The following is a 22,382-nucleotide window of genomic DNA, read 5'->3' as shown; positions in this document are numbered from 1 at the left end:
TGTCTCAGTCTTTTTTTGTTTACATAAATTCAGCTACAAGCTCTTTAAATTTATCTTCTGACATCATTAAATCAGAATCAGCAAGTGGTTGGTCGCTATAACCGTGCACAAGCTGCTGATAAGAAGGTTGGTTAGCATTTTGATAAATTAAGCCGGTTACTAAACCATTATGCTCCATCAATGTCTGCATCGCTTGCATACGGTTTGCTGGATCATAGTTTTCAATTGTTTTTAAGCTTGTTAAATTCTCTTTAAACCAATCATACGTATTCACTTTGTTATACGTTACGCATGGGCTGAATACGTTAATTAAAGAAAACCCTTTATGCTGAATACCCTGTTCAATTAAACTTGTAAGCTCTTTTAAATCAGTTGAAAAGCTCTGTGCCACAAATGTTGCACCAGATGTTAAAGCAAGTTCCATGACGGACAAAGATGATTCAATCGAACCTTCTGGCGTACTCTTTGTCTTAAATCCTACGTCGCTACGAGGAGATGTTTGCCCTTTTGTTAAACCATAAATTTGGTTATCCATTACGATATATGTCACATCAATGTTACGGCGAATTGCATGAACAGTATGCCCCATACCAATGGCAAATCCATCTCCATCTCCACCAGAAGCAATAACTGTTAAATCACGGTTAGCCATTTTCACACCTTGTGCAATTGGTAGAGCGCGTCCATGAATACCATGAAATCCATATGAATTAATATAACCCGAAATACGACCAGAGCATCCAATACCAGAAATAACCGCTAATTCATGTGGTTCTAGTCCTACGTTAGCCGATGCACGTTGAATTGCTGCTTGAACCGAGAAATCTCCACACCCTGGACACCAGTTAGGTTTTACACTATTACGAAAATCTTTAAACGTTGCCATTAATCAAGCACATCTCCTTACTTTTTGTGTAGACTTCTTGCGGTAAGAATGGGTTTCCATCATACTTTAAGATACTCTGCACTTTATGGTGATTACCGACATTCATCTTTAAAATACTGGCTAATTGACCCGTTGCGTTATTTTCCACTACAATTACCTTCTTCGCTCCATTTACATAAGGAAGAATTTCATCAACAGGGAACGGATGAATCAAGCGAATATGTGCATGGTTGACGCGAAGTCCATCTGCTTCTAAGCGTTCCATCGCTTCTTCAATTGCTCCTCTTGTTGAGTTAAAGCCAACGAATAAAACATCTGAATCAACTTCATCTGAGTGCAGGTGAATTGGTGTTTTAAACTGAATGTTGTCTAACTTTCTCATACGTTTATCCATTTGATTATTACGGTTGATTGGTGACTCAGAAGGCTTTCCTGTTTCATCATGTTCAACTCCTGTTACGTGGTGAATACCGTTTTTCATACCAGGAACAACACGAGGAGAAACGCCATCTTTTGTCACTTCATAGCGCTTATAGTATTCTTTCGCTTCAAGCTCAGGAAGCTCAGCTTCTTGAAGCTTTCCTCGGCGAATTTGAATACGACTATAATCTAAAGGATTCACAGATTGCTTCCCAAGTGAAAGCTGTAAATCTGTCAGCATGATAACAGGACACTGGTATTCTTCAGCTAAGTTAAATGCTTCAATGGTATCATAGAAGGCTTCTTCAACTGTACTTGGCGCCATCACAATTTTAGGAATTTCACCATGGGTACCATAGATCATTGCCATTAAATCTGATTGTTCTTGTTTAGTTGGTAGTCCTGTACTTGGACCTCCACGCTGTGTATCGATGATAACGATTGGTTGCTCTGTTATCCCTGCAAGACCAATTGATTCCATCATAAGAGATAGTCCTGGACCTGCTGATGCTGTTAACGCACGAACGCCAGCATAGTTTGCACCAATTGCCATTGTACATGCTGCAATTTCATCCTCAGTTTGAATAACCGTACCACCAAACTGCGGAAGCTTTTTAATTAAGTATTCCATAATTTCTGATGCAGGCGTAATTGGGTATGCCGGCATAAAGCGAGCTCCACCTGCTACAGCACCTAGAGCAATAGCGTCATTTCCAATCATAAACATGCGCTTTTGTCCATCTGCTGGTTCAAGTCTCATCGTCTCTAAGTTCTCACCAAGCTGCTCACGAATATACTCTGCGCCTCGTTTAATAGCTTCCATATTCTTTTGAACAACCTGTTGTCCTTTGCGACCAAAAATCTCTAATACTACTTCTTCGAATACATCTGTATCAATATGTAAAACAGCGCTTGAAGCTCCTACTGCTACCATGTTCTTCATTAAAGATGTACCAAGCTCAGTTGCAATTTCTGTAAACGGAACGGAATACAATGTTGCCGTTGTACAGCTTTCTGGAAGTGCTGGTTTGAACTTTGCATCTCCAATGACAATTCCACCTTGACGAAGCTCATGTACATTCACATCAATCGTTTCTTGGTCAAACGCTACTAAAATATCTAAATCATCCGATACAGAACGTACTTGCGTTGTACTTACGCGAATTTTATTGTTTGTATGTCCACCTTTAATACGTGAAGAAAAATGACGATAGCCGTATAAATAGTACCCTAATCGATTTAAGGCAGTTGAGAAAATTTCACCTGTACTTTCGATTCCTTCACCCTGCTGACCGCCAACTTTCCATGAAAGCTGCTTTACCATCTAAGCCACTCCTTTTATTCTGTCAAGATTGCTCTTTTTTCTAACGAAATCACTCTAAAAACGAGCAATAAAATACTAAGTTTCTTAATCCGTCTACAATTCTATTCCCACATGTACTAAAATGCAACCCTTTCCACATAATTCACAGATTTATATTTTCAGAGTATTTACTAGGTTCATTATGGTAATCGTTGCACAAAATTTGAAAATAAAAAACGATGCACTTGATCCGCGGAATAACGCTTATGTAGTTGATTAATTAAATTGTGATAATCTTTAAACTTACCCAGCCCTACTACCGTTTGATCAATACCATCAAAGTCTGAGCCAAATCCAACTGAATACTCTCCTCCTCTGCTACATATATAATCAAGGTGTCTTAACACATCATCCACGGTTGCTTCTTTTTTATCCGTTAGAAACTGTGGGACAAAGGTAATACCAATAACACTCTTTTTTTTCAATAACGCATCAATTTGGTCATCGCGTAAATTCCTCGGGTTGGAACATAAGGAATACACGTTTGAATGAGTCGCAACTACGAAATCTGATTCTTCTATTACATCCCAAAAACCTCGCACTGATAAGTGAGAAACATCTGTCCAGACTTTATAATGATTATTTTCCCTTACAATTTCTTTACCAAAGCTAGACAAGCCGGCTCCACGTGGTTCTAGAATACCATCACACGCCGCGTTCGCATAGTTCCATGTCAGGCCTACTGACCTAACCCCTAAAGCAAATAACGTCTGTAAACGGACGAGATGAACGCCGATGGCATCACATCCCTCTAAGCTCAACATTGCGCCTATTTCACTCTTACCTAAGCGCAAAACATCTTCCTGTGATTGAATCCATTTCACATTCGGAAGACTAATAATATGTTTTTTAAAGAGGTGTACCATTTCAAGAGCTACGTCAAACTGCTGCTCGGCTTGAACAGCTTCTGGTACAAAGATAGCAAATACTTGTACTTTACCACCCACTTGCTTCATTCCATCAATTGTTGTATGAAGGTTTGGGCTATCCTGTACAGATAGATGCTGATTCCACCATAGCTTGGCTAATACATCACAATGTGCATCGAAAATCATTTTCCCTACTCCTTTCAATCTATTATCTGCAAAAAAGACCTGCTAGGTCATACCTAGCAGGTCCCGTCCATTTTATGATTAACGAGGTTCAACAATGAGTTTAATCGCTGTCCGCTCTTCCCCGTCAATTTGAATATCGGTAAAAGCAGGAATACAGATTAAGTCGACACCGCTTGGCGCTACAAAACCTCGAGCTATCGCTACTGCTTTTACTGCCTGATTTAGTGCACCAGCGCCAATCGCCTGAATTTCAGCTGCACCGCGTTCGCGCAATACTCCTGCTAAAGCACCAGCAACTGAATTCGGGTTAGACTTCGCCGAAACCTTTAAAATTTCCATATCTAACTCCTCCTTATTCTTTACAATGTATGATGAGAGATCATTAGACCAATGACTTAATTGATTTCAATGATACTATATTCACGAAATAGTAAACGTATTCCTGCTTGTTTTCTCTAATTGTTCAAAAACTTGTCATTTGTACAGATTCGCTAATCTCTGTTCTTTTTCGCTCAGTAAAACGACAAAAAAAGCGGTATGTCTCCAAAGAAACATACCGCTCTTTCATCTCATTTATTCAAAAAAAAGGATGATCGTCATTAATTAAAATTCGGTCAATTTTTTTAGCTTGACCTGTTTTTTCATCAAGGTCAATAATAACTCCACTCAGCTGCGTTCGGCCTTCCTTAGGAACTTCAAAGCGAACCGGAAGCGATGTTAAAAAGCGCTTCATCACTGCTTCTCGCTCCATACCTAAGATACCATCGTAAGGACCTGTCATTCCCACATCTGAAATATACGCAGTACCTTGCGGCAAGATACGATTATCAGCTGTTTGAACATGAGTATGAGTACCCACTACAGCACTTACGCGACCATCTACATACCAGCCAATTGCCTGCTTCTCACTTGTCGTTTCAGCATGAAAATCAATAAAAATAATTGGCGTACGTTGCTTTGCTTGTGCAATCAACTCATCAATCTTTTTAAACGGGCAATCAAGAGGGGCCATAAACGTTCGCCCTTGTAAGTTAATAACAGCTACTTCATATTGATTGTAGGTTACATATGTAATTCCTTTTCCTGGCGTTCCCTCTGGGAAATTAGCTGGACGCACTAAGTTCTTAGCATCATCAATAAAATCAAAAATTTCACGCTTATCCCATGCGTGGTTACCAAGCGTTACTACGTTTGCACCAGCTTGTAAAAATGCTCGATAAATTTTTTCTGTAATTCCTTTTCCAGACGCCGCATTTTCACCATTTACAATCGTTAAGCCTGGGGCGTATTTTCTTTTTAAGCGTGGTAAATATTCTTCTACCATATCTCGACCTGGAGAACCAACAACGTCTCCAACAAATAAAATTCTCATCTTTTAGCTCCTTATTTCTGACTCAAAAAAATAAAGTGGCAATAGCCACTTTATTTTACTTATTTCGCGTATTCAACAGCTCGTGTTTCTCGAATTACTGTTACCTTAATATGACCAGGATAATCTAGTTCATCTTCTATGCGTTTGCGAATATCGCGCGCTAAGCGATGCGCTTCTAAATCACCAATCGTATCTGGTTTAACCATAATGCGGACTTCACGTCCTGCTTGAATAGCAAATGATTTTTCAACACCCTCATAAGACTCAGAGATTTCTTCAAGCTTTTCTAAGCGACGAATGTAGTTTTCTAACGTTTCACTTCTAGCACCCGGTCTTGCAGCTGATAAAGCATCGGCCGCAGCAACTAGAACAGCAATAATTGACGTCGGTTCCGTGTCACCATGATGTGAAGCAATTGCGTTAATAACAACAGGATGCTCTTTATATTTCGTAGCTAGCTCAACGCCAATTTCAACGTGGCTTCCTTCTACCTCGTGGTCGATTGCTTTTCCAATATCGTGAAGTAAACCTGCACGCTTCGCAAGCGTAGCGTCTTCACCAAGTTCAGAAGCCATCAATCCAGCTAAATGAGCAACTTCCATCGAATGTTTTAAGACGTTTTGACCATAGCTCGTTCTGAATTTCAAACGGCCCAATATCTTCATTAAGTCTGGATGCAAGCCATGAACTCCAACTTCAAACGTTGTTTGTTCACCAACCTCACGAATATACTCATCTACTTCACGACGAGATTTTTCAACCATCTCTTCAATTCGAGCTGGGTGAATACGTCCATCCTGAACAAGTTTGTCCAAGGCGATACGTGCCGTTTCACGGCGGATAGGGTCAAAACCTGATAAAATAACTGCTTCTGGTGTATCATCAATAATAAGATCAATACCTGTTAATGTTTCTAATGTACGAATGTTTCGACCTTCTCGACCAATGATTCGACCTTTCATCTCATCGTTTGGTAAGTTAACAACTGAAACCGTTGTTTCAGCTACGTGATCCGCTGCACAACGTTGAATCGCAAGCGAAAGAATTTCTTTAGCCTTTTTATCGGCTTCTTCTTTGGCACGATTTTCTGTTTCTTTCACCATCATCGCAACATCATGGGAAAGTTCATTTTCAACACGATCTAAAATAATCGCTCGTGCATCGTCTCTCGTTAAGCCTGAAATGCGTTCTAATTCCGCTTGACCAGCCTTGACTAATTCTTCAACTTTGCTTTCCATCTCTTCAATATGCTGTTGTTTAACGGTAAGAGAATTATCTTTCTTTTCAAGTGCCGCTTCACGTTTATCAAGTGACTCGTCTTTTCGATCAAGATTTTCCTCTTTTTGCATTAATCGATTTTCTTGTTTTTGAAGTTCTGCTCGACGATCACGAATATCTAGTTCTGCCTCTGTACGAAGCTGATGGATTTCATCTTTCGCTTCTAATAAAGCTTCCTTTTTCAAAGCTTCCGCCTCACGGGTTGCATCATCGATAATTTGTTCTGCGTTTGACTTTGCTCCCGCAACCTTAGCTTCAGCAATCGATTTACAAACAAAAAAGCCAACAACTGCACCGACGATTAGGCCAAGCAAAGCGAAGATGATTGTAATTATATCCATCATTTCACCTCCCCTTGCTATAAACTTGTAAGTTTTTAATTTCATGTCGGCATGTATATCGCCTTCACCTTTCAATATACACACAAAGGCTTTTAAACGCTAAAATGTTTTAAAAAGGGAAAATATACATCTTAATTGTAAGTCTGTCCATTTTTATTGTCAAGCCTATGAAAATGCTATGTCACGAAAATCCTTGCCCCTGCTATCACTATGATTAACATTTTTTTCAAAAAAAAGACCCTTTTTTAAAAAAGAGTCTTTTTTAAGCAAAAGAAGTGTTATTAAATTTTCAATTCATCTTGAGCATCGTCTTCAGGCATTTGCTCTGCCGCTTCGTCTAATCCATGATATTCACGAACTTGGCCAGCAATTTCTTGACGAATATCAACATTTTCTTTTAGGAACTGCTTCGCATTCTCACGGCCTTGACCTAAACGTTCTTCGTTATAAGAATACCAAGCTCCACTTTTTTGTACGATATCTAAATCAGAAGCAATATCTAAAATTTCTCCTTCTTTTGAGATTCCTTCTCCGTACATAATATCCACTTCAGCTGCGCGGAATGGTGGTGCTACTTTGTTTTTGACAACTTTAATTCTTGTCTTGTTTCCTACAATATCGTTACCTTGCTTCAACTGCTCAGCACGACGAACTTCAAGGCGCACTGAAGAATAGAACTTAAGCGCACGTCCACCTGGCGTTGTTTCAGGGTTACCAAACATAACGCCAACTTTTTCACGAATTTGGTTAATGAAAACAGCAATTGTTTTCGACTTATTAATAGCACCTGATAGCTTACGAAGTGCTTGAGACATTAAACGAGCTTGTAAACCAACGTGAGAATCTCCCATTTCACCTTCAATTTCAGCCTTAGGCACAAGGGCTGCAACAGAGTCAATAACCAGAATGTCAACTGCTCCACTACGAACTAACGCTTCAGCAATTTCAAGTGCTTGTTCACCTGTATCAGGCTGTGATAAAAGAAGCTCGTCAATATCGACACCCAACTTTTGTGCATACACCGGGTCTAACGCATGCTCAGCATCGATAAACGCTGCTTGTCCACCCTGCTGCTGTACTTCTGCAATTGCATGAAGCGCAACTGTTGTTTTACCAGAGCTTTCTGGACCATAAACTTCAATAATACGTCCGCGTGGATACCCACCTACACCAAGCGCAACATCTAACGCTAGAGAACCACTAGACACAGTTGAAATTTTACGTTCCGTTTGTTCTCCTAATTTCATAATTGAACCTTTACCGAATTGCTTTTCAATTTGTTTTAGAGCCATATCAAGGGCTGCTTGACGATCGTTCACTCGATTTCCTCCTCTATACTTGCTTGCTTTGTTTTATAATTTAAGATTACTACGTTGTAGTAGCAATGACGTTTTAATTAACTTTCTATACATAACTATACTCGCTTTTGAGTCATTTGACAAGCAAAAAAGCGAATAAATGTTCGATTTTTTTATTTTAACAGCCAAGACTATATTTTAAAAAAATAACTATTTTATGAAGGAAAAGTCCCTCCTTATTTACACAAGGAGGGACTACACCGCTTCAATATATTACTGTTTCAATAGTTGTAAAAGATAATAAATTCCATAATTCACAGTGCGTTTACGGATACCATCACGACTGCCTGTAAGCTTTAGCGAATACACGCGTGTTTTTTCATTTTTAAAAGCTATACCAATGTAAACTGTACCAACTTCTTTACCTTCTTGCTTAGACGGACCAGCGACGCCTGTAAAGCTAATACCAACATCAGAGCCTGTCAGCTTTTTCACACCAACAGCCATTTCTTCTGCGCATCTCTCGCTAACTGCCCCGTCTTGCTCTAGGGTTTCTTTTGCTACATGTAGCACATTGTGCTTTACCTCAGTGTGATAAGCAACAATGCTACCTTTTACAACATCTCCAGCTCCAGGAATGCTCGTTAGCGTCCCACTAAACAATCCGCCAGTTAAACTTTCAGCTGAAGCAACGGTCACTTCTTGCTCTCGCATTGTAGCAATGAGTTCAGCCTGTAGAGATGTCATATCGTATCCGTAGAAAAACTCTCCTACACGGCTCATAATCTGCTTTTCTACTTCATCAAGCATTCGATGAGCCTCAACCACATCTCCATGCTTAGCCGTTAAGCGAAGCGTTACTTCTCCATCAGCAGCTAACGGCGCAATGGTTGGGTTTGTTTGTGCATCTAATAAATCCTCAATATCTGTTTCTAACTGAGACTCTCCAATTCCAAAGAAACGTAAAACGCGAGATTCAATTTGCTCTTTCATATCTAGCTTTTCTGCTAAATATGCTTGTCCATACGATTCATACATAGGGTAAAGTTCCTTTGGTGGACCAGGAAATAACATGTAGTGAATACCACGCACCGTAATGCCCATTCCTGGTGCCATTCCATAATCGTTTGGCAGTATTGTTGCACCTTCAAGTACAATTGCTTGCTTCCTATTATTAGGCGTCATTGTCCGATTCGTTTTTTCGAAATACGCTTCGATACTTTCAAGCGCTTGCTGATCTGTTACAAGTGAGACACCTAGTTCTGAAGCAATTGTTTCTTTTGTAAGGTCATCTTTGGTTGGCCCAAGCCCACCTGTAAACACAATCAAATCCGCACGTTTTTTGGCGGTCAAAATTGCTTCTTTCAATCGGCTTTCATTATCGCCAACTACCGTATGATAATATACGTTAATACCAAGCTCTGCAAACTTTTTAGATAGGTATTGCGCGTTTGTATTGGCAATTTGGCCTAGCAAAAGCTCTGAACCTACTCCAATAATTTCCGCGTTCATGAAATCATCCCCATTATTTTGAATTAACAAATGCTTGCTTGTTTTTCGCAAAGTAATCCCATCCAGAAATTACTGTAAATACAACAGAAATCCATAGGGCAATTGCTGCAAATGGAAATGACACAAATTCAAAGGGTAAGTTATAAAGTAAAATAGCTGAAATAGCAATAATTTGTGTCCACGTTTTAATTTTACCTAGCATATTTGCAGCAACGACTTCACCTTCTCCAGCAAGAACTAAACGTAAGCCTGTTACTCCAAATTCGCGGCTAATAATAATAATTGCAGCCCAACCTGCACCGGCAATTAAGTCTAAGTCTACAATAGCAATCAAAGCTGCTGAAACCAATAGCTTATCTGCTAGCGGATCTAAAAATTTCCCAAGGTTTGTAACCATATTATACTTACGAGCGTAGTACCCGTCGATCCAGTCTGTTGTAGACGCAATAATAAATAACGCTGCCCCTAATAAATGAGCGATTGGCACGTCCATTCCAGCAGCGCTAACTTCACCAAAAGGTAACGGTGCCATCATTAAAATTAAAAAAAGCGGGATTAAAAAAATTCGAGAGATTGTAATCTTATTTGGTAAATTCACTATTGTTTCCTCCAATTACATACAAAAACGTAAGCCGTGCAAACTGTTGTCGGCACGACTTAACCATTTTTGATACTGCTAAGCTACTTATTGAGCTTTTTCCTGCTCATATTTAATCGTTACAACTTGTCTAACCTGTTGATTTGCATCAAACGGTAAAGAAACATCTTGTCCATTAATTTTCAATTGTACCCCTGGTGAGAATCCAATATTCACTCGAACTTCACTTTCTTTCGTGAAGTCAAACTCTTTTGTCTCACCATTTTTTAACATGGCATTATAAAATGAATTGCCCTTACCATTTTTTACATCTAACCATGTATCAGCTTGAGTAGACGACACTTCTAGCTTAAACTCATCTGTTCCAGATAGCTCATATGTTCCATTGCGGCCTGACTTTTGAACTTCTTTATAAGCTTGCTTTGTTTCTTCTTTTTCTTCATCTTTTTTCTCTTCATCTTCTTTAGCAGCTTTTTCTTTTTCTGCCTTTTCTTTTTCTATTGCTTCTTTTTCTGCCGCTTCTTTAGCAGCTTGGTCTTCATTAGATGCTTGCTGCTCTTCAGATTGTTGTACTTCGTTATTCGTTTGTTCAGTATTTGCAGCCTGATCTTCTTGACGCCCGGATACAATATTTTGAGCAATCACCCAAATGATAATTCCGACTACCAGCACACCAGCAACTACTAAAATCGTCGGTAAATAATCTGCTGCTTTTGACGCTTTCGTATTTTGGGGAATTTCTTTTCGACTGCGAACACGAGATAACGGCTGTGGAATATCATCGGTTTGAGTCGTTGGAATATCCGTTTTGTACTGATCAAAAATGTCATCAGGATTCAATCCTACAGCTTCACAATACTGTTTGATAAACGCTCGCACATAAAATTTCCCTGGCATTACATCATAGTTGCCTTCTTCAATACCAATCAAATAGCGCTTTTGAATTTTTGTGTTTTTTTGTAAATCCTCTAGCGACATCCCTTTATTTTCTCGCTCTTGTCTTAACCTTTGCCCTAACTCTGTCAATATTAACACCTACCAATTATGCTAAAAATCAAACATGGATAATCCACCGTTTGGAAACATTTGCGATCCTTCAATGACTTCATATGTAATCTCTTCATCTGGATCATTTCGTAATTCAATGATATATGCAAAGTCATCCAGCGTATATTCACTATTTTGTACAAATACATCGGGATGCTCAACAATCTTTGTCGCAGGCACATTCATAATTTCACGAACGAGCTGCCAGTGTTTCTCATTCGCCCTTCTTGTTGATACAATACCGTCAATGATAAAGATGTTATTAGAATTATACTCATCTTCAATTAGCTGACTGCGAATCGTTTGTTTTAAAAGCGTTGATGATACAAATAACCATCGCTTATTCGCACAAACACTAGCAGCAACAATCGACTCTGTTTTACCTACACGAGGCATTCCCCTGATACCAATTAACTTATGACCATCTTGCTTAAAAAGCTCTGCCATAAAGTCCACTAGCAGTCCAAGTTCATCTCGTACAAATCGAAATGTCTTTTTATCATCAGCATCTCGTTGAATGTAACGACCGTGACGAACAGCTAAACGATCTCGTAGCTTGGGAGGACGCATCTTTGTCACAACAATATTATCCATTGTTTTTAATATAGATTCAAGCCGCTCAATTTGCTCATGGGAATCACACCTTAGTAATAAACCACGCCTTTTGTCATCTACCCCATTAATTGTAACAATATTAATTGCCAACATTCCTAAAAGAGACGAAATGTCTCCCAATAAACCAGGTCGATTTTTCTGTATTTGATATTCTAAGTACCACTCAATTTTATTCACGAAACCCCTCCTCATCCCATTTGTTCCGTCTAAACCTAATCCAATAATAGAATGAACATATTAAAACGCTCATTCACAGCACAAAAATGCTTGAAGAACGATTAATAAATCACCTCAAACACTACTCGGAGAAGCTGTTATTAGATACGTAAAAAATGCGAGCCTATGAAATGGTACCCGCTGTTATCTTTCCCCTTTTTTCACATAATTTAAATATAAATGATTTTCATTAAATTATAAAGTGTAAAACCTATTTCTTATGTAAATGTTCTTATTGTAAGCGCTGTATTTTTTATCTTTGCTTATCATTGACTTATTTATAAATAAAAAAGAGTCGTTTCTCAAAAAACTTGAGCCGACTCCTTCTTTTGTTCATTTCATTAGCATGGTTATATTAATGAGCAGAACCATTGTTTTGAACAAGCTTCACCATCATATTAGCAATTGCATGTTGCTCTTCTTTTGAAGCAACGCTCCATAAATCTGCTAATACTTTTTCTTGTTCGTTTTTTGCGTCAACTTGGTTCGCTAAGTAGCCACCAATTTGATATGCTAAGTCATTGATTACTTCGTTGTTCATACCCTCGTTTTGAGCATGATGTAAGCGATCGCCTAAAAAGTTTTTCCAGTTATCCCAATTGTCTAATACTGACATGAGTAGCCCTCCTTAAGGTTTATTCATATCATAGTTTGTACACCTTACTCTTTTTTATTCGCGTTATTATGTATGCCAACCGCCATCTACTGATAAAATTTGCCCTGTCATATAAGAAGACTGATTAGACGTTAGATAAGCCACAACATCTGCAATTTCTGACGGCTTCCCAATCCGTCCCATGGGAATTTCTTGCTCCATCATTTCAACATCTTCTTCTGTATAATCGGCTAACATATTTGTTAAAATAGCTCCTGGTGCAATCCCATTTACTCGAACTCCACTTAACGCAACCTCTTTGGCCAATGCTTTGACAAAAGTATTCTGAGCGCCTTTCACCATTGAATACAACACTTCATAAGAAGCTCCTTCTAATCCCCAAATAGATGAGACAACGATAATATTCCCATTTTTCTTCTGAATCATTTTAGGAAGAACAAACTTGGTGATTCGATAAAGAGCCGTTACGCTTAAATAAACCATTTCTTCAATTTGGTTATCTGAAACATCAGTCATTAATCCTGATAAACTTTGACCGCTATTATAAATAAGTACGTCTATCGGAACAGAAAGAGTAGCTAAAAACCGATCGACGCCATCTTTTGAAGATAAATCTCCTTGCACAACGATAATATTGTTTGTGTAGAAGCGAAGTCGGCTAGCAATTTCGTTAACTGAAGCTTCGTTTTGGTGGTAATGCAGAACTACCCCATACCCTTCCTTTACCATTTTCTCCGCAATAGCACTGCCAATTCCGCCACTTGCTCCTGTAATTAGCGCATATTTCTCCATGTTGATTCTCCTTATATTATCCATTAAAAAAGCTGACTCAACGTCAGCTTTTCATATACTATCTTATCACTTATTTTGGTACAACCTCACATACAGTAAAGCTCTCCTCATGGATCATATCATCCATTACGTGCTTCACATCTGCAACTGTCAGTTTCTCAAGCGTATCTACAACATCAAATAAATTCATATCGTTAAACGCATAGCGAGTAAACTGATTGGCAATAAACTCTGGAGAATTTAAAGCTCGCAAAAATTCTCCAATTTTTTTCTTTCTTACTCGTTCTAATTCTTCTTCTTGCAAACCGTTGGATTTCACTTCAAGCAAAATTTCTTTAATGCGAGCATAAAATTTTTCCGGATTTTCTGTATCTCCACCAATTAACGCAAAACCAAAGCCATTTTCTTCAGTATAGTCGTATGAGAATGTCTCATCAATCAGTCCATTTTTATAAAGTTCCTCATAGTAAGAAGAGCTTTTTCCAAACGCAAGGTCAAGTACAATGTTCATCGCAAGCTCATGTCGAAGCATATCTTGCCCCGAACGTTCAGGCTTTCTTGTTTTTAAACCAACCATTGCTTTAGAGGCTTGAACAGGCATATTTAATACCTGCTTTTGTTCCGCTACTGTTTCTGGTTCTTTATCAAAATGACGAGTAATTTCAGGCATATCTTCATAATCTTTTTTAGCTTGATTTTCACGAATTTGAGTCATTACCTTTTCTGCATCAACGGGCCCTACCACAAATAACAACATATTACTCGGATGATAAAACGTTTCGTAGCACGTATAAAGCAAATCCTTTGTAATATGAGAAATGGACTCGATGGTACCAGCAATATCAATTTTCACAGGATGATTTTTATACATGTTTTGAATTGTTCCAAAGTACAAGCGCCAGTCCGGATTATCATCATACATCGTAATCTCTTGTCCAATAATTCCTTTTTCTTTCTCGACTGTCTTTTCAGAGAAATACGGTTCTTGAACAAAGTCTACAAGCGTCTCTAAATTTTGTTCAAAGTTAGACGTACAGCTAAATAAATATGCTGTTCGCGTAAATGATGTAAATGCATTGGCAGATGCCCCCTGCTTGCTAAATTGTTGGAATACATCACCATCTTCTTTTTCAAACAGCTTATGCTCTAGAAAATGCGCAATCCCATCAGGAACTTTAATCATTTTATCTTCCCCAAGCGGAACAAACTGATTGTCAACGGAACCATATTTTGTGGTAAACGTCGCAAACGTCTTGTTAAATTCAGGCTTTGGTAAAATATAAACTTCTAATCCATTGTCCATTTTTTCATGATAAAGCTGCTCTTTCAGCTGGGAAAATTCAATTTTCTCCATTGTTTTCACCGCCTTTTCCTGTTAAGAAATACACTGTATCCATCTGAATATTCTCAGCTACTTTCACAATTTCTTGTTTTGATACTGCATCAATTTGTTTGAGGTATTCATCAACGGAAATACTTTTCCCTGTTAATTCATTATGGTACATAACTTCAACCAGCCCTCGTGGTGTATCCACCGTTTCTAACAGTTGATTATGAATAACTGCTTTTGTTTGAGCGATTTCGCTATCGGTAAACGATCCATTTTTCATTTCTTCCATTTGTTCTTTAATAATGGTTACAGCCTGATCATAGTTTTTCGCATCGATTCCTGACATAACCATCAGAAGACCTTTATGACTTTCAACTCGCGATGCAGCATAGTAAGCTAAGCTTGCTTTTTCACGGACATTGATGAACAACTTTGAATGAGAAAAGCCGCCAAATATACCGTTAAACACTTGAAGAGCAAAGTACTGACGATCTCCGTATACAACGTTTGTACGGTAGCCAATGTTTAACTTCCCTTGCTTTACCTCTTGTTTTTCTACAACTTCATTTACGTCGGTAATTTCTTTTTTCGTAATTGAACGTTTGATTTCTTTTGGTTGACGCTGCGGCAAATCAAACGCTTGCTCAACCGTGGTTTTTACTTCTTGTTCATGAAAATCTCCAATGACATAGAGATGAATGGCGTCTTCTTTTAATACATGTTGATAATACTCATAAAGCGTAGCTGCTGTAATCGACTCAATATCATCAATTCGACCATTAACATGTAGAGAGTACGGCTCTTCCTTACACATCTCTTCAACTAAGCGAAGGTTTGCATAGCGCATTTTATCGTCAAAGACTGCTTGAATACGTTGACGCAGAGAGCGCTTTTCTTTTTCCATTGCATCATTTAAGAAAGCTCCCTCCTCCGTTGCCGGCTTCAAGAGAATTTCACCAAGCAGCGTGAGTGCTTTTTGAAGAAGAGGAGTTGAATCTTTTAAATATTTTTCGTTCGCTATATCAATTCGAATGGTTATATCGTGGTTATCACCTTTTTTCGTCAAATCCACCTGCAAAGTTGCACCATAGAGTTCATCTAAATATGTACGCAGCTGTGTTGTCGTTGGAAAAGATTCTGTAGCACTTTGTAATACATAAGGTAAAAGAGCTCGCATCGTCACCGTTTTTTCATTCAATGGAGCATTTAATTTTAAAATAAACGTATTGGTTTTATACTTTGTAGTTGGAATTGTATGTAGCGTTAAGCCATTCAATTCGTGCTTTTGTTCAGTCAATAATTTCATAGAGATACCTCCTTATTAATAGTAAGTTTGCTAAAAACAACACAATACCTTTATTTTTAGTTTATTTTGCCGTTTTTAGTCTTACCTTCACTATATCCAATTAGAGGAAAGATTTTCAAGGAAACAACTTTCGTATAAGTCCTTCTTGAATAAAGACTAAATAAGATAAGCAATTTAGCTTTTTTGCATAGGTGCAAAATAAATTATATTTCCAATTAACAGTTCACCTTGTATTTGTACATTCACCGTGACAGAAACACTTTCCTTTTTCCACAAACTACATCTGAACTAAGAGAGGCTGGAACATAACTAAATGACCTCTTCTCAAAAACGAATCATGATTTTTCTACAATAGTTAGTTTTTAAAAACAAGTTCGTTCCATTGCGTTGCAGACACTCGCTTTCCATGGGGCGGAATCCCAGCCTCTTTGCTGCGCTGCTGGGTCTCAGCTCTTCCTTTATCTCCCGCAGCAGTCGCGTGTCCTACGCTTCATTTCACTAGTTTTTTAATTGTTTTCCGCACTAACAAAAAATATCCAAACTATCGAAAGGAGTTAACTCGCGATAGTTCGGATAAATCATTAACTGAAATACGTATGTCCTAGCCTCAGAAAACCATTCTATTATCTTTTACCTTTTTCATAAGGCGTACCAAGTGCTTTCGGTGCCTCTGCTCGACCGACAAATCCAGCTAGCGCCAAAATTGTTAAGACGTAAGGAGCAATTGTTAAAATAACAGTTGGAATGTCTTGAATAACTGGAATCTGTGCTCCTGTAATACTTAGGGATTGTGCTAAGCCAAAGAAGAGAGCCGCTCCCATCGCACCAATTGGATGCCATTTTCCAAAGATCATGGCAGCAAGCGCTAAGAAGCCCTGTCCAGAAATGGTACCTGCTGAAAAATTTGTGGCGATTGATGTTGCATATACAGCACCACCGATACCTGCTAACACACCAGATAGCATAACGCCTACATATCTCATTCTGATAACTTTAATTCCCATTGTATCTGCAGCCATCGGATGTTCACCTACAGAACGAAGACGCAGCCCAAACGGCGTTTTGTAAATGATATACCATACAACAAAGGCTAACAAAATTGCTAAGTATGACGTCACTGGAACATTAGAGAAAAATAGCTTACCAATAACCGGGATATCAGATAGAACAGGAATGCTTGTTTTATCAATACGGAATTGAATAAAATCCGTTTGTCCTTTTCCAAAGATTTTCTTGATTAAAAAGATAGATAAACCTCCAGCTAAGAAGTTGAGCGCAACTCCGCTGACTACTTGATCTGCTTTAAGCGTAATACTTGCTACGGCATGAATAAGTGAAAAGATTGCACAAGCCCCTGCTGCAATTAAAATTGAAACCCAAGGTGCCCATGCACCCAATGAGTCTTGAAGAAGTAGTGTTGAAACAATTCCCGTAAATGCACCAAACATCATAAGACCTTCAAGACCAATATTTACAACACCAGACTTCTCACTGAACACTCCACCTAATGCTGTAAAAATAAGCGGTGCCGCAGAGTACAGCGCAGCTGGAATAATTATAATTAAAACGTCTAAGAAACTCATTGTGCTCCTCCTTTACTTAAACGACCAATAATCCAACGAATAAGGTAACTGGACGCCACGAAGAAAATGATAAGAGCGATAACAATCTCAATTAATTCCGACGGCACTCCCGCCATAAAGTTCATTTGTGGTGCTGCTGTTTGTAACCCTCCAAATAGGAAAGAAGCAAGTAAGATACCAATTGCACTATTGGCTCCTAAAAGAGCAACAGCAATTCCGTCGAACCCTGTTCCAGTAAATGACGTAAAAGTATTCATATATTGGAATGTACCAAGGCCTTCCATTGCACCGGCTAATCCTGCAAATGCACCGGATACTGACATGGAAAGGATGATGTTGCGAGATACATTCATCCCTGCATATTTAGAAGCCTGCTGATTAAACCCAACGGCCCGAAGTTCAAAGCCTTTTGACGTTTTGTTCAATAGAAACCACATTACAAAAGCTGCTAAAAATGCGACAATAATCCCATAGTGTAAACGAGAATTGTTCGTTGCTTCAGCTAAAAATGAAGATGCCAATGAAGCTGACTCATGGATGTTGTACGATTTTTCATTTCCTGCATATAAAAACTCACGAATGATACTGCTGGTTGTATACAGTGCAATATAGTTCATCATAATAGAGACAATAACCTCATGAACATGAAAGCGTGCTTTTAAAAACCCAGGAATAAAGGCCCACAATGCACCAGCAACACCTGCTGCAAGGATTGCGAGTGGTATATGAATAACAGACGGAAGTTCAAAAGCGTAGCCTACCCAAACCGCTGCTAACCAGCCAACGAGTAGCTGACCTTCTACCCCAATATTAAATAAGCCTGTCTTATAGGCAAACGCCACGGCAATACCAGCTAAAGCAAGAGGCGTCATTGCACGAATCGTTTCACCTATAGCTTTTGGACTACCCAACATACCGTTAAATAAAGAATCATACCCTTTTACCGCATCATAGCCTCCAAGAACCATGATAATTGCACCTGCAAGTAACCCTAAAATTGCCGAGATAACTGGAATTAGAATATGAATGGTTCGCTCATTTCTTAGCCATTTCATGATGTTTCACCTGCTTTCTCGCGCTTTCCGCCTGCCATTAATAACCCAAGCTCCTGCTCATTCGTCTCGTTTGGGTTCACAATATCAACGATTTTACCTTCGTAGATAACAGCTATACGATCACTTAAATTCATAACTTCATCCAGTTCTAAAGATACAAGAAGAACCGCTCTTCCTTTATCACGCTCTTCGATTAATTTACGATGAATAAACTCAATTGCTCCCACATCCAATCCGCGTGTCGGCTGAGCTGCAATTAATAACTCCGGACTGCGGTCTACTTCACGAGCGATAATGGCTTTTTGCTGGTTACCTCCAGAAAGGGCTCGAGCTTGCGTATACTCACTCGGTGTGCGAACATCATATTCTGCAATGAGTTCTTTCGCTTTTCTATAAATCTCTTTATAGTTCAAAATACCTCTTTTAGACATTGGTTCTTTGTAATACGTTTGAAGTGCAATATTTTCACCAATTGTATAGTCCAAAACAAGGCCGTGCTTATGGCGGTCTTGAGGAATATGTCCTACACCTGATTCAGTAATTTTACGTGCTGATAGCTTTGTGAGGTCACTTTCATTTAGCTTAATAAAACCTGATTTGATTCTTGTAAGACCTGTGAGGGCTTCAATTAGTTCTGTTTGCCCATTACCATCTACTCCTGCAATTCCTACAATTTCACCCGCCCTGACAGTTAGCGATAGATCATTAACAGCTGCTACTCCGCGGGCATCTTCCACGACTAAGCCATCTATTGTTAACACAGCATCTTTTGGTTCTGCTGTTTTCTTTTCTGTTTTAAAATGCACTTCACGTCCAACCATTAAGGACGCCAATTCATCTGGATTGGTCTCAGAAACCGTCACTGTTCCAATCCCTACACCTTTGCGAATAATCGTACAGCGGTCACAAACTGCCATAATTTCTTTTAATTTATGAGTAATTAAAATAATGGATTTTCCTTCTTTAATTAAACGCTTCATAATTTCAATTAATTCTGTGATTTCTTGAGGTGTAAGAGCCGCTGTCGGCTCATCAAAGATTAAGATTTCTGCACCGCGATATAAGGTTTTTAAAATTTCGACACGCTGCTGCATACCAACTGAAATATCCTCAATTTTTGCATATGGATCAACAGAAAGCCCGTATTGATTTGATAATGCCTCAATCTCTTTAGCAGCTTTTGCAATGTTAATCTTTCCTGCTTTTGTAGGCTCATTTCCGAGGATAATATTTTCAGTAACCGTGAAATTTTGCACAAGCATAAAGTGCTGGTGAACCATTCCAATTCCTAGGTCATTTGCAATATTTGGATTCGTAATTTTAACAGCTTTTCCTTTGACCTTTATTTCACCTTTTTCAGGTTGATAAAGCCCAAAAAGAACGTTCATCAGCGTTGATTTCCCTGCACCATTTTCACCTAGTAAAGCATGGATTTCTCCTTTTTTCACTTGGAGTGTAATGTTATCATTCGCTACGATACCCGGAAACTCTTTACGAATATTTAGCATTTCAATTACATATTCCACTATGTTCACTCCCTATTTGTATCTAGAGTAAAGTCTATTACTTTGGATTTCTTATCATCTTAAAGGCTATGAAAAAGGCTAGTGGTTCACTAGCCTTTTTTCATATCTATCCTGTTGTGATATGAAGAATTATTTAAGAGTTTTCTCAAATTCTTTATATGCATCATCTGTTGCTGGTACTTTAATTTCGCCATCTAAGATTTTTTGCTTGTACTCTTCAACCGCGGTTTTTGACTCGTCTGTTACATTATCCATAGTTGGAGCAATACCAACCGCATCTTCTTGAAGTCCAAACACTACTTCTTCTCCACCAGGGAATTTTCCGTCTTTTGCTTGTTTTGCTACTTCTTCAACCGCAATATCCACACGTTTTACCATCGATGTTAGCGTTACGTTTTCTGGCATACCTTCTTGGTGTTGGTCACGGTCTACGCCAATTACCCAAACCTTTTCACCTTTTTTCGCACGGTTTTTCGCTTCAGTGAATACTCCGTTACCAGTACCACCTGCTGCGTGATATACAATGTCAGCACCTTGACTATACATTGTTGATGCAATCGCTGAACCTTTTTCTGGAGCGTTGAAGTCTTCCGCGTACTGAACAACTACCTCAGCGTCTGGGTTTACAGCTTTAACACCTGCTTTAAAGCCATTTTCAAACTTTTTAATTAACGGAGATTCTACTCCACCAACAAAGCCGATTTTATTGGTTGCTGTTTGTTTAGCTGCAACTACACCTACTAAGAATGAGCCTTGCTCTTCGTTAAATAGAATGCTTGCAACATTGTCTAAGTTTTCTGACTTTAACGTGTCATCAACTAGTGCAAAATGTGATTCTGGATATTGAGCAGCTACTTTTTTAATGTCCTCTTTCAGTAAGAAACCGATACCGTACGTAAGGTTATAGCCTGCTTCAGCAAACGTTGATAAGTTACTTTGGTATTCAGCAGCTTCAGCCGATTGCAGATATTTATAACCTGTACCTTCTTCTAATTTATTTTCTTTCCCGAATTTTGTAAGACCTTCCCATGCTGATTGGTTAAATGATTTGTCATCAACTCCACCAGTATCTGTAACCATCCCTACTTTAAAATCAGAAGCCGCTTTTTCACCGCTTCCGCTTTCTGAGTCACTAGATCCACAGGCACTTAATAATGTACCTGCTGCTAACATAAGTGATAAAGCCATTCCATATTTACGTTTTGTCATTTTATTAACCCCCCAAATAGTGTAAAAGAATCGTAGTTCTACTTCACGTTCGTCGCGCTTGGTATTGAACACCTCCTTAAAAGAATTAGCGCACAATCATTACTAAAATTGCGAAAACTTAAAACCTATTAAACTCTTTTTCTTAATACTTGGAAACTAAATTTATCTGCTTTGAAATAGTTAATGGAATATAAAATCGGTTCATCATATTGGTCATAATGCATTTGTCGCAGTACAAGAAGCGCTGTCTCTGGACTACATTGTAAAATGGGAGAAACTTTTTCATGGTACCCGATCGGCTCAATATGAGCTACTGCATATGAAATATGTTTGCCAGCCTGTTTTTCAAGAATTTCTAATAAAGACTCTTGCTTATATTCAAAATCTTCAGGTAGTATTGCTTGTGGAACTTTGTCCATGCAGTATACAACCGGCTCATTATTTGCAGTTCTCACACGCTCAACAAAAAGCATTTTTTCATCGATTTGACAGCCAAAACGCTCTATGTCATTTTCTGAAGCCACTTGCACATTTGATGATAAGAAAATGGTACCCGGCTTCATTCCAGCTTGTTCAATCATATGTGTTATACTATTTAATTGCTCAATACCTGAAAGAAACGTTGGCTTAGCATTAACAAACGTACCTACTCCATGTCTTCTGACAATGACGTTTTCTTCTTCTAATATGCGAAGTGCTTCACGCAGCGTCGCTCTGCTTACGCCTAACTGTTTTGACAAATCAAACTCTGATGGAAGTCTCTCTTTTTCTTTAAAAACTCCTCGTTCAATGTTTTGTTTAATGTTATCAATCACTTGTAAATACAAATGTCGATTATCCGCTCGAATAGACATCACACTTCCTCCATACCCTAAACTAGTCATCAGACCTCTGATGTTTGACTCTTTAATCGAAAATAATATATCATTTTTTTCGACATAAATAAATAGGTTATATTAATTTT

General features: G+C 38.6%; 20 protein-coding genes. All 20 read right to left on the bottom strand.

Features of this window, described 5'->3' with window-relative positions:
- Positions 1-19: 19 nt before the first annotated feature.
- The 20 genes from BFL01S_RS11200 to BFL01S_RS11105 all read right to left on the bottom strand — a co-directional run bounded on the left by BFL01S_RS11200 (position 20) and on the right by BFL01S_RS11105 (position 22,272).
- Positions 20-886: a 2-oxoacid:ferredoxin oxidoreductase subunit beta gene (locus tag BFL01S_RS11200; protein ID WP_025908602.1), complete on the bottom strand. Its 867-nt coding sequence runs from the start codon at positions 884-886 to the stop codon at positions 20-22.
- Positions 873-2,630 (bottom strand): 2-oxoacid:acceptor oxidoreductase subunit alpha, encoded by a 1,758-nt coding sequence (locus tag BFL01S_RS11195; RefSeq protein ID WP_061785729.1) that lies wholly within the window; start codon positions 2,628-2,630, stop codon positions 873-875. The genes BFL01S_RS11200 and BFL01S_RS11195 overlap by 14 nt, the downstream gene beginning before the upstream one ends.
- 179 nt (positions 2,631-2,809) lie before the next feature.
- Positions 2,810-3,724 (bottom strand): dipeptidase, encoded by a 915-nt coding sequence (locus tag BFL01S_RS11190; protein ID WP_061785728.1) that lies wholly within the window; start codon positions 3,722-3,724, stop codon positions 2,810-2,812.
- A gap of 78 nt (positions 3,725-3,802) precedes the next feature.
- The gene (gene spoVS / locus BFL01S_RS11185) at positions 3,803-4,063 is read right to left on the bottom strand and encodes a stage V sporulation protein SpoVS (RefSeq protein WP_003181955.1); all 261 of its coding nucleotides are present in this window, start codon (positions 4,061-4,063) and stop codon (positions 3,803-3,805) included.
- A gap of 238 nt (positions 4,064-4,301) precedes the next feature.
- A complete protein-coding gene (gene ymdB, locus BFL01S_RS11180) occupies positions 4,302-5,096 on the bottom strand; it encodes a 2',3'-cyclic-nucleotide 2'-phosphodiesterase (RefSeq protein ID WP_061785727.1) in 795 nt (264 codons plus the stop codon).
- Positions 5,097-5,155: 59 nt separating this feature from the next.
- Positions 5,156-6,715 carry a ribonuclease Y gene (rny, locus tag BFL01S_RS11175; protein ID WP_025908598.1) on the bottom strand — a complete coding sequence of 520 codons (1,560 nt, stop codon included), beginning with the start codon at positions 6,713-6,715 and terminating at the stop codon, positions 5,156-5,158.
- Between the two features lie 281 nt (positions 6,716-6,996).
- Positions 6,997-8,034: a recombinase RecA gene (recA, locus tag BFL01S_RS11170; RefSeq protein ID WP_025908597.1), complete on the bottom strand. Its 1,038-nt coding sequence runs from the start codon at positions 8,032-8,034 to the stop codon at positions 6,997-6,999.
- Positions 8,035-8,286: 252 nt separating this feature from the next.
- A complete protein-coding gene (locus BFL01S_RS11165; protein ID WP_061785730.1) occupies positions 8,287-9,525 on the bottom strand; it encodes a competence/damage-inducible protein A in 1,239 nt (412 codons plus the stop codon).
- A gap of 13 nt (positions 9,526-9,538) precedes the next feature.
- Complete coding sequence (gene pgsA, locus BFL01S_RS11160; RefSeq protein ID WP_025908595.1) at positions 9,539-10,123, bottom strand: CDP-diacylglycerol--glycerol-3-phosphate 3-phosphatidyltransferase; 585 nt, start codon at positions 10,121-10,123, stop codon at positions 9,539-9,541.
- An 87-nt stretch (positions 10,124-10,210) separates the two neighbouring features.
- On the bottom strand, positions 10,211-11,158 hold the full coding sequence (locus BFL01S_RS11155; RefSeq protein WP_225002363.1) for a helix-turn-helix domain-containing protein: 948 nt from the start codon (positions 11,156-11,158) through the stop codon (positions 10,211-10,213).
- Between the two features lie 12 nt (positions 11,159-11,170).
- Complete coding sequence (locus BFL01S_RS11150) at positions 11,171-11,977, bottom strand: DUF3388 domain-containing protein (RefSeq protein ID WP_090752669.1); 807 nt, start codon at positions 11,975-11,977, stop codon at positions 11,171-11,173.
- Positions 11,978-12,356: 379 nt separating this feature from the next.
- The gene (locus BFL01S_RS11145; protein WP_061785726.1) at positions 12,357-12,617 is read right to left on the bottom strand and encodes a DUF3243 domain-containing protein; all 261 of its coding nucleotides are present in this window, start codon (positions 12,615-12,617) and stop codon (positions 12,357-12,359) included.
- 66 nt (positions 12,618-12,683) lie between these two features.
- A complete protein-coding gene (gene ymfI / locus BFL01S_RS11140; protein WP_061785725.1) occupies positions 12,684-13,409 on the bottom strand; it encodes an elongation factor P 5-aminopentanone reductase in 726 nt (241 codons plus the stop codon).
- A gap of 70 nt (positions 13,410-13,479) precedes the next feature.
- On the bottom strand, positions 13,480-14,763 hold the full coding sequence (yfmH, locus tag BFL01S_RS11135) for an EF-P 5-aminopentanol modification-associated protein YfmH (RefSeq protein ID WP_025908590.1): 1,284 nt from the start codon (positions 14,761-14,763) through the stop codon (positions 13,480-13,482).
- A complete protein-coding gene (gene yfmF, locus BFL01S_RS11130) occupies positions 14,750-16,045 on the bottom strand; it encodes an EF-P 5-aminopentanol modification-associated protein YfmF (RefSeq protein WP_025908589.1) in 1,296 nt (431 codons plus the stop codon). Before yfmF ends, yfmH begins: the two co-directional genes overlap by 14 nt.
- Positions 16,046-16,668: 623 nt before the next feature.
- Positions 16,669-17,628 carry an ABC transporter permease gene (locus tag BFL01S_RS11125; protein ID WP_061785724.1) on the bottom strand — a complete coding sequence of 320 codons (960 nt, stop codon included), beginning with the start codon at positions 17,626-17,628 and terminating at the stop codon, positions 16,669-16,671.
- On the bottom strand, positions 17,625-18,686 hold the full coding sequence (locus BFL01S_RS11120; protein ID WP_082802735.1) for an ABC transporter permease: 1,062 nt from the start codon (positions 18,684-18,686) through the stop codon (positions 17,625-17,627). The genes BFL01S_RS11125 and BFL01S_RS11120 overlap by 4 nt, the downstream gene beginning before the upstream one ends.
- On the bottom strand, positions 18,680-20,209 hold the full coding sequence (locus BFL01S_RS11115; RefSeq protein ID WP_061785722.1) for an ABC transporter ATP-binding protein: 1,530 nt from the start codon (positions 20,207-20,209) through the stop codon (positions 18,680-18,682). Before BFL01S_RS11115 ends, BFL01S_RS11120 begins: the two co-directional genes overlap by 7 nt.
- Positions 20,210-20,338: 129 nt before the next feature.
- Positions 20,339-21,418, bottom strand: coding sequence for a BMP family lipoprotein (locus BFL01S_RS11110; RefSeq protein WP_061785721.1), 1,080 nt, complete (start codon positions 21,416-21,418; stop codon positions 20,339-20,341).
- Positions 21,419-21,546: 128 nt separating this feature from the next.
- Entirely contained in the window at positions 21,547-22,272 is a 726-nt protein-coding gene (locus BFL01S_RS11105; RefSeq protein ID WP_025908584.1) for a GntR family transcriptional regulator, read from the bottom strand.
- Positions 22,273-22,382: the final 110 nt, after the last annotated feature.

The organism is Priestia flexa NBRC 15715, from assembly GCF_001591565.1.
Classification (GTDB): Bacteria; Bacillota; Bacilli; order Bacillales; family Bacillaceae_H; genus Priestia; species Priestia flexa.
The sequence above is the reverse complement of the archived record's forward strand: the minus strand, read 5'-3'. Positions and strand labels throughout refer to the sequence as shown.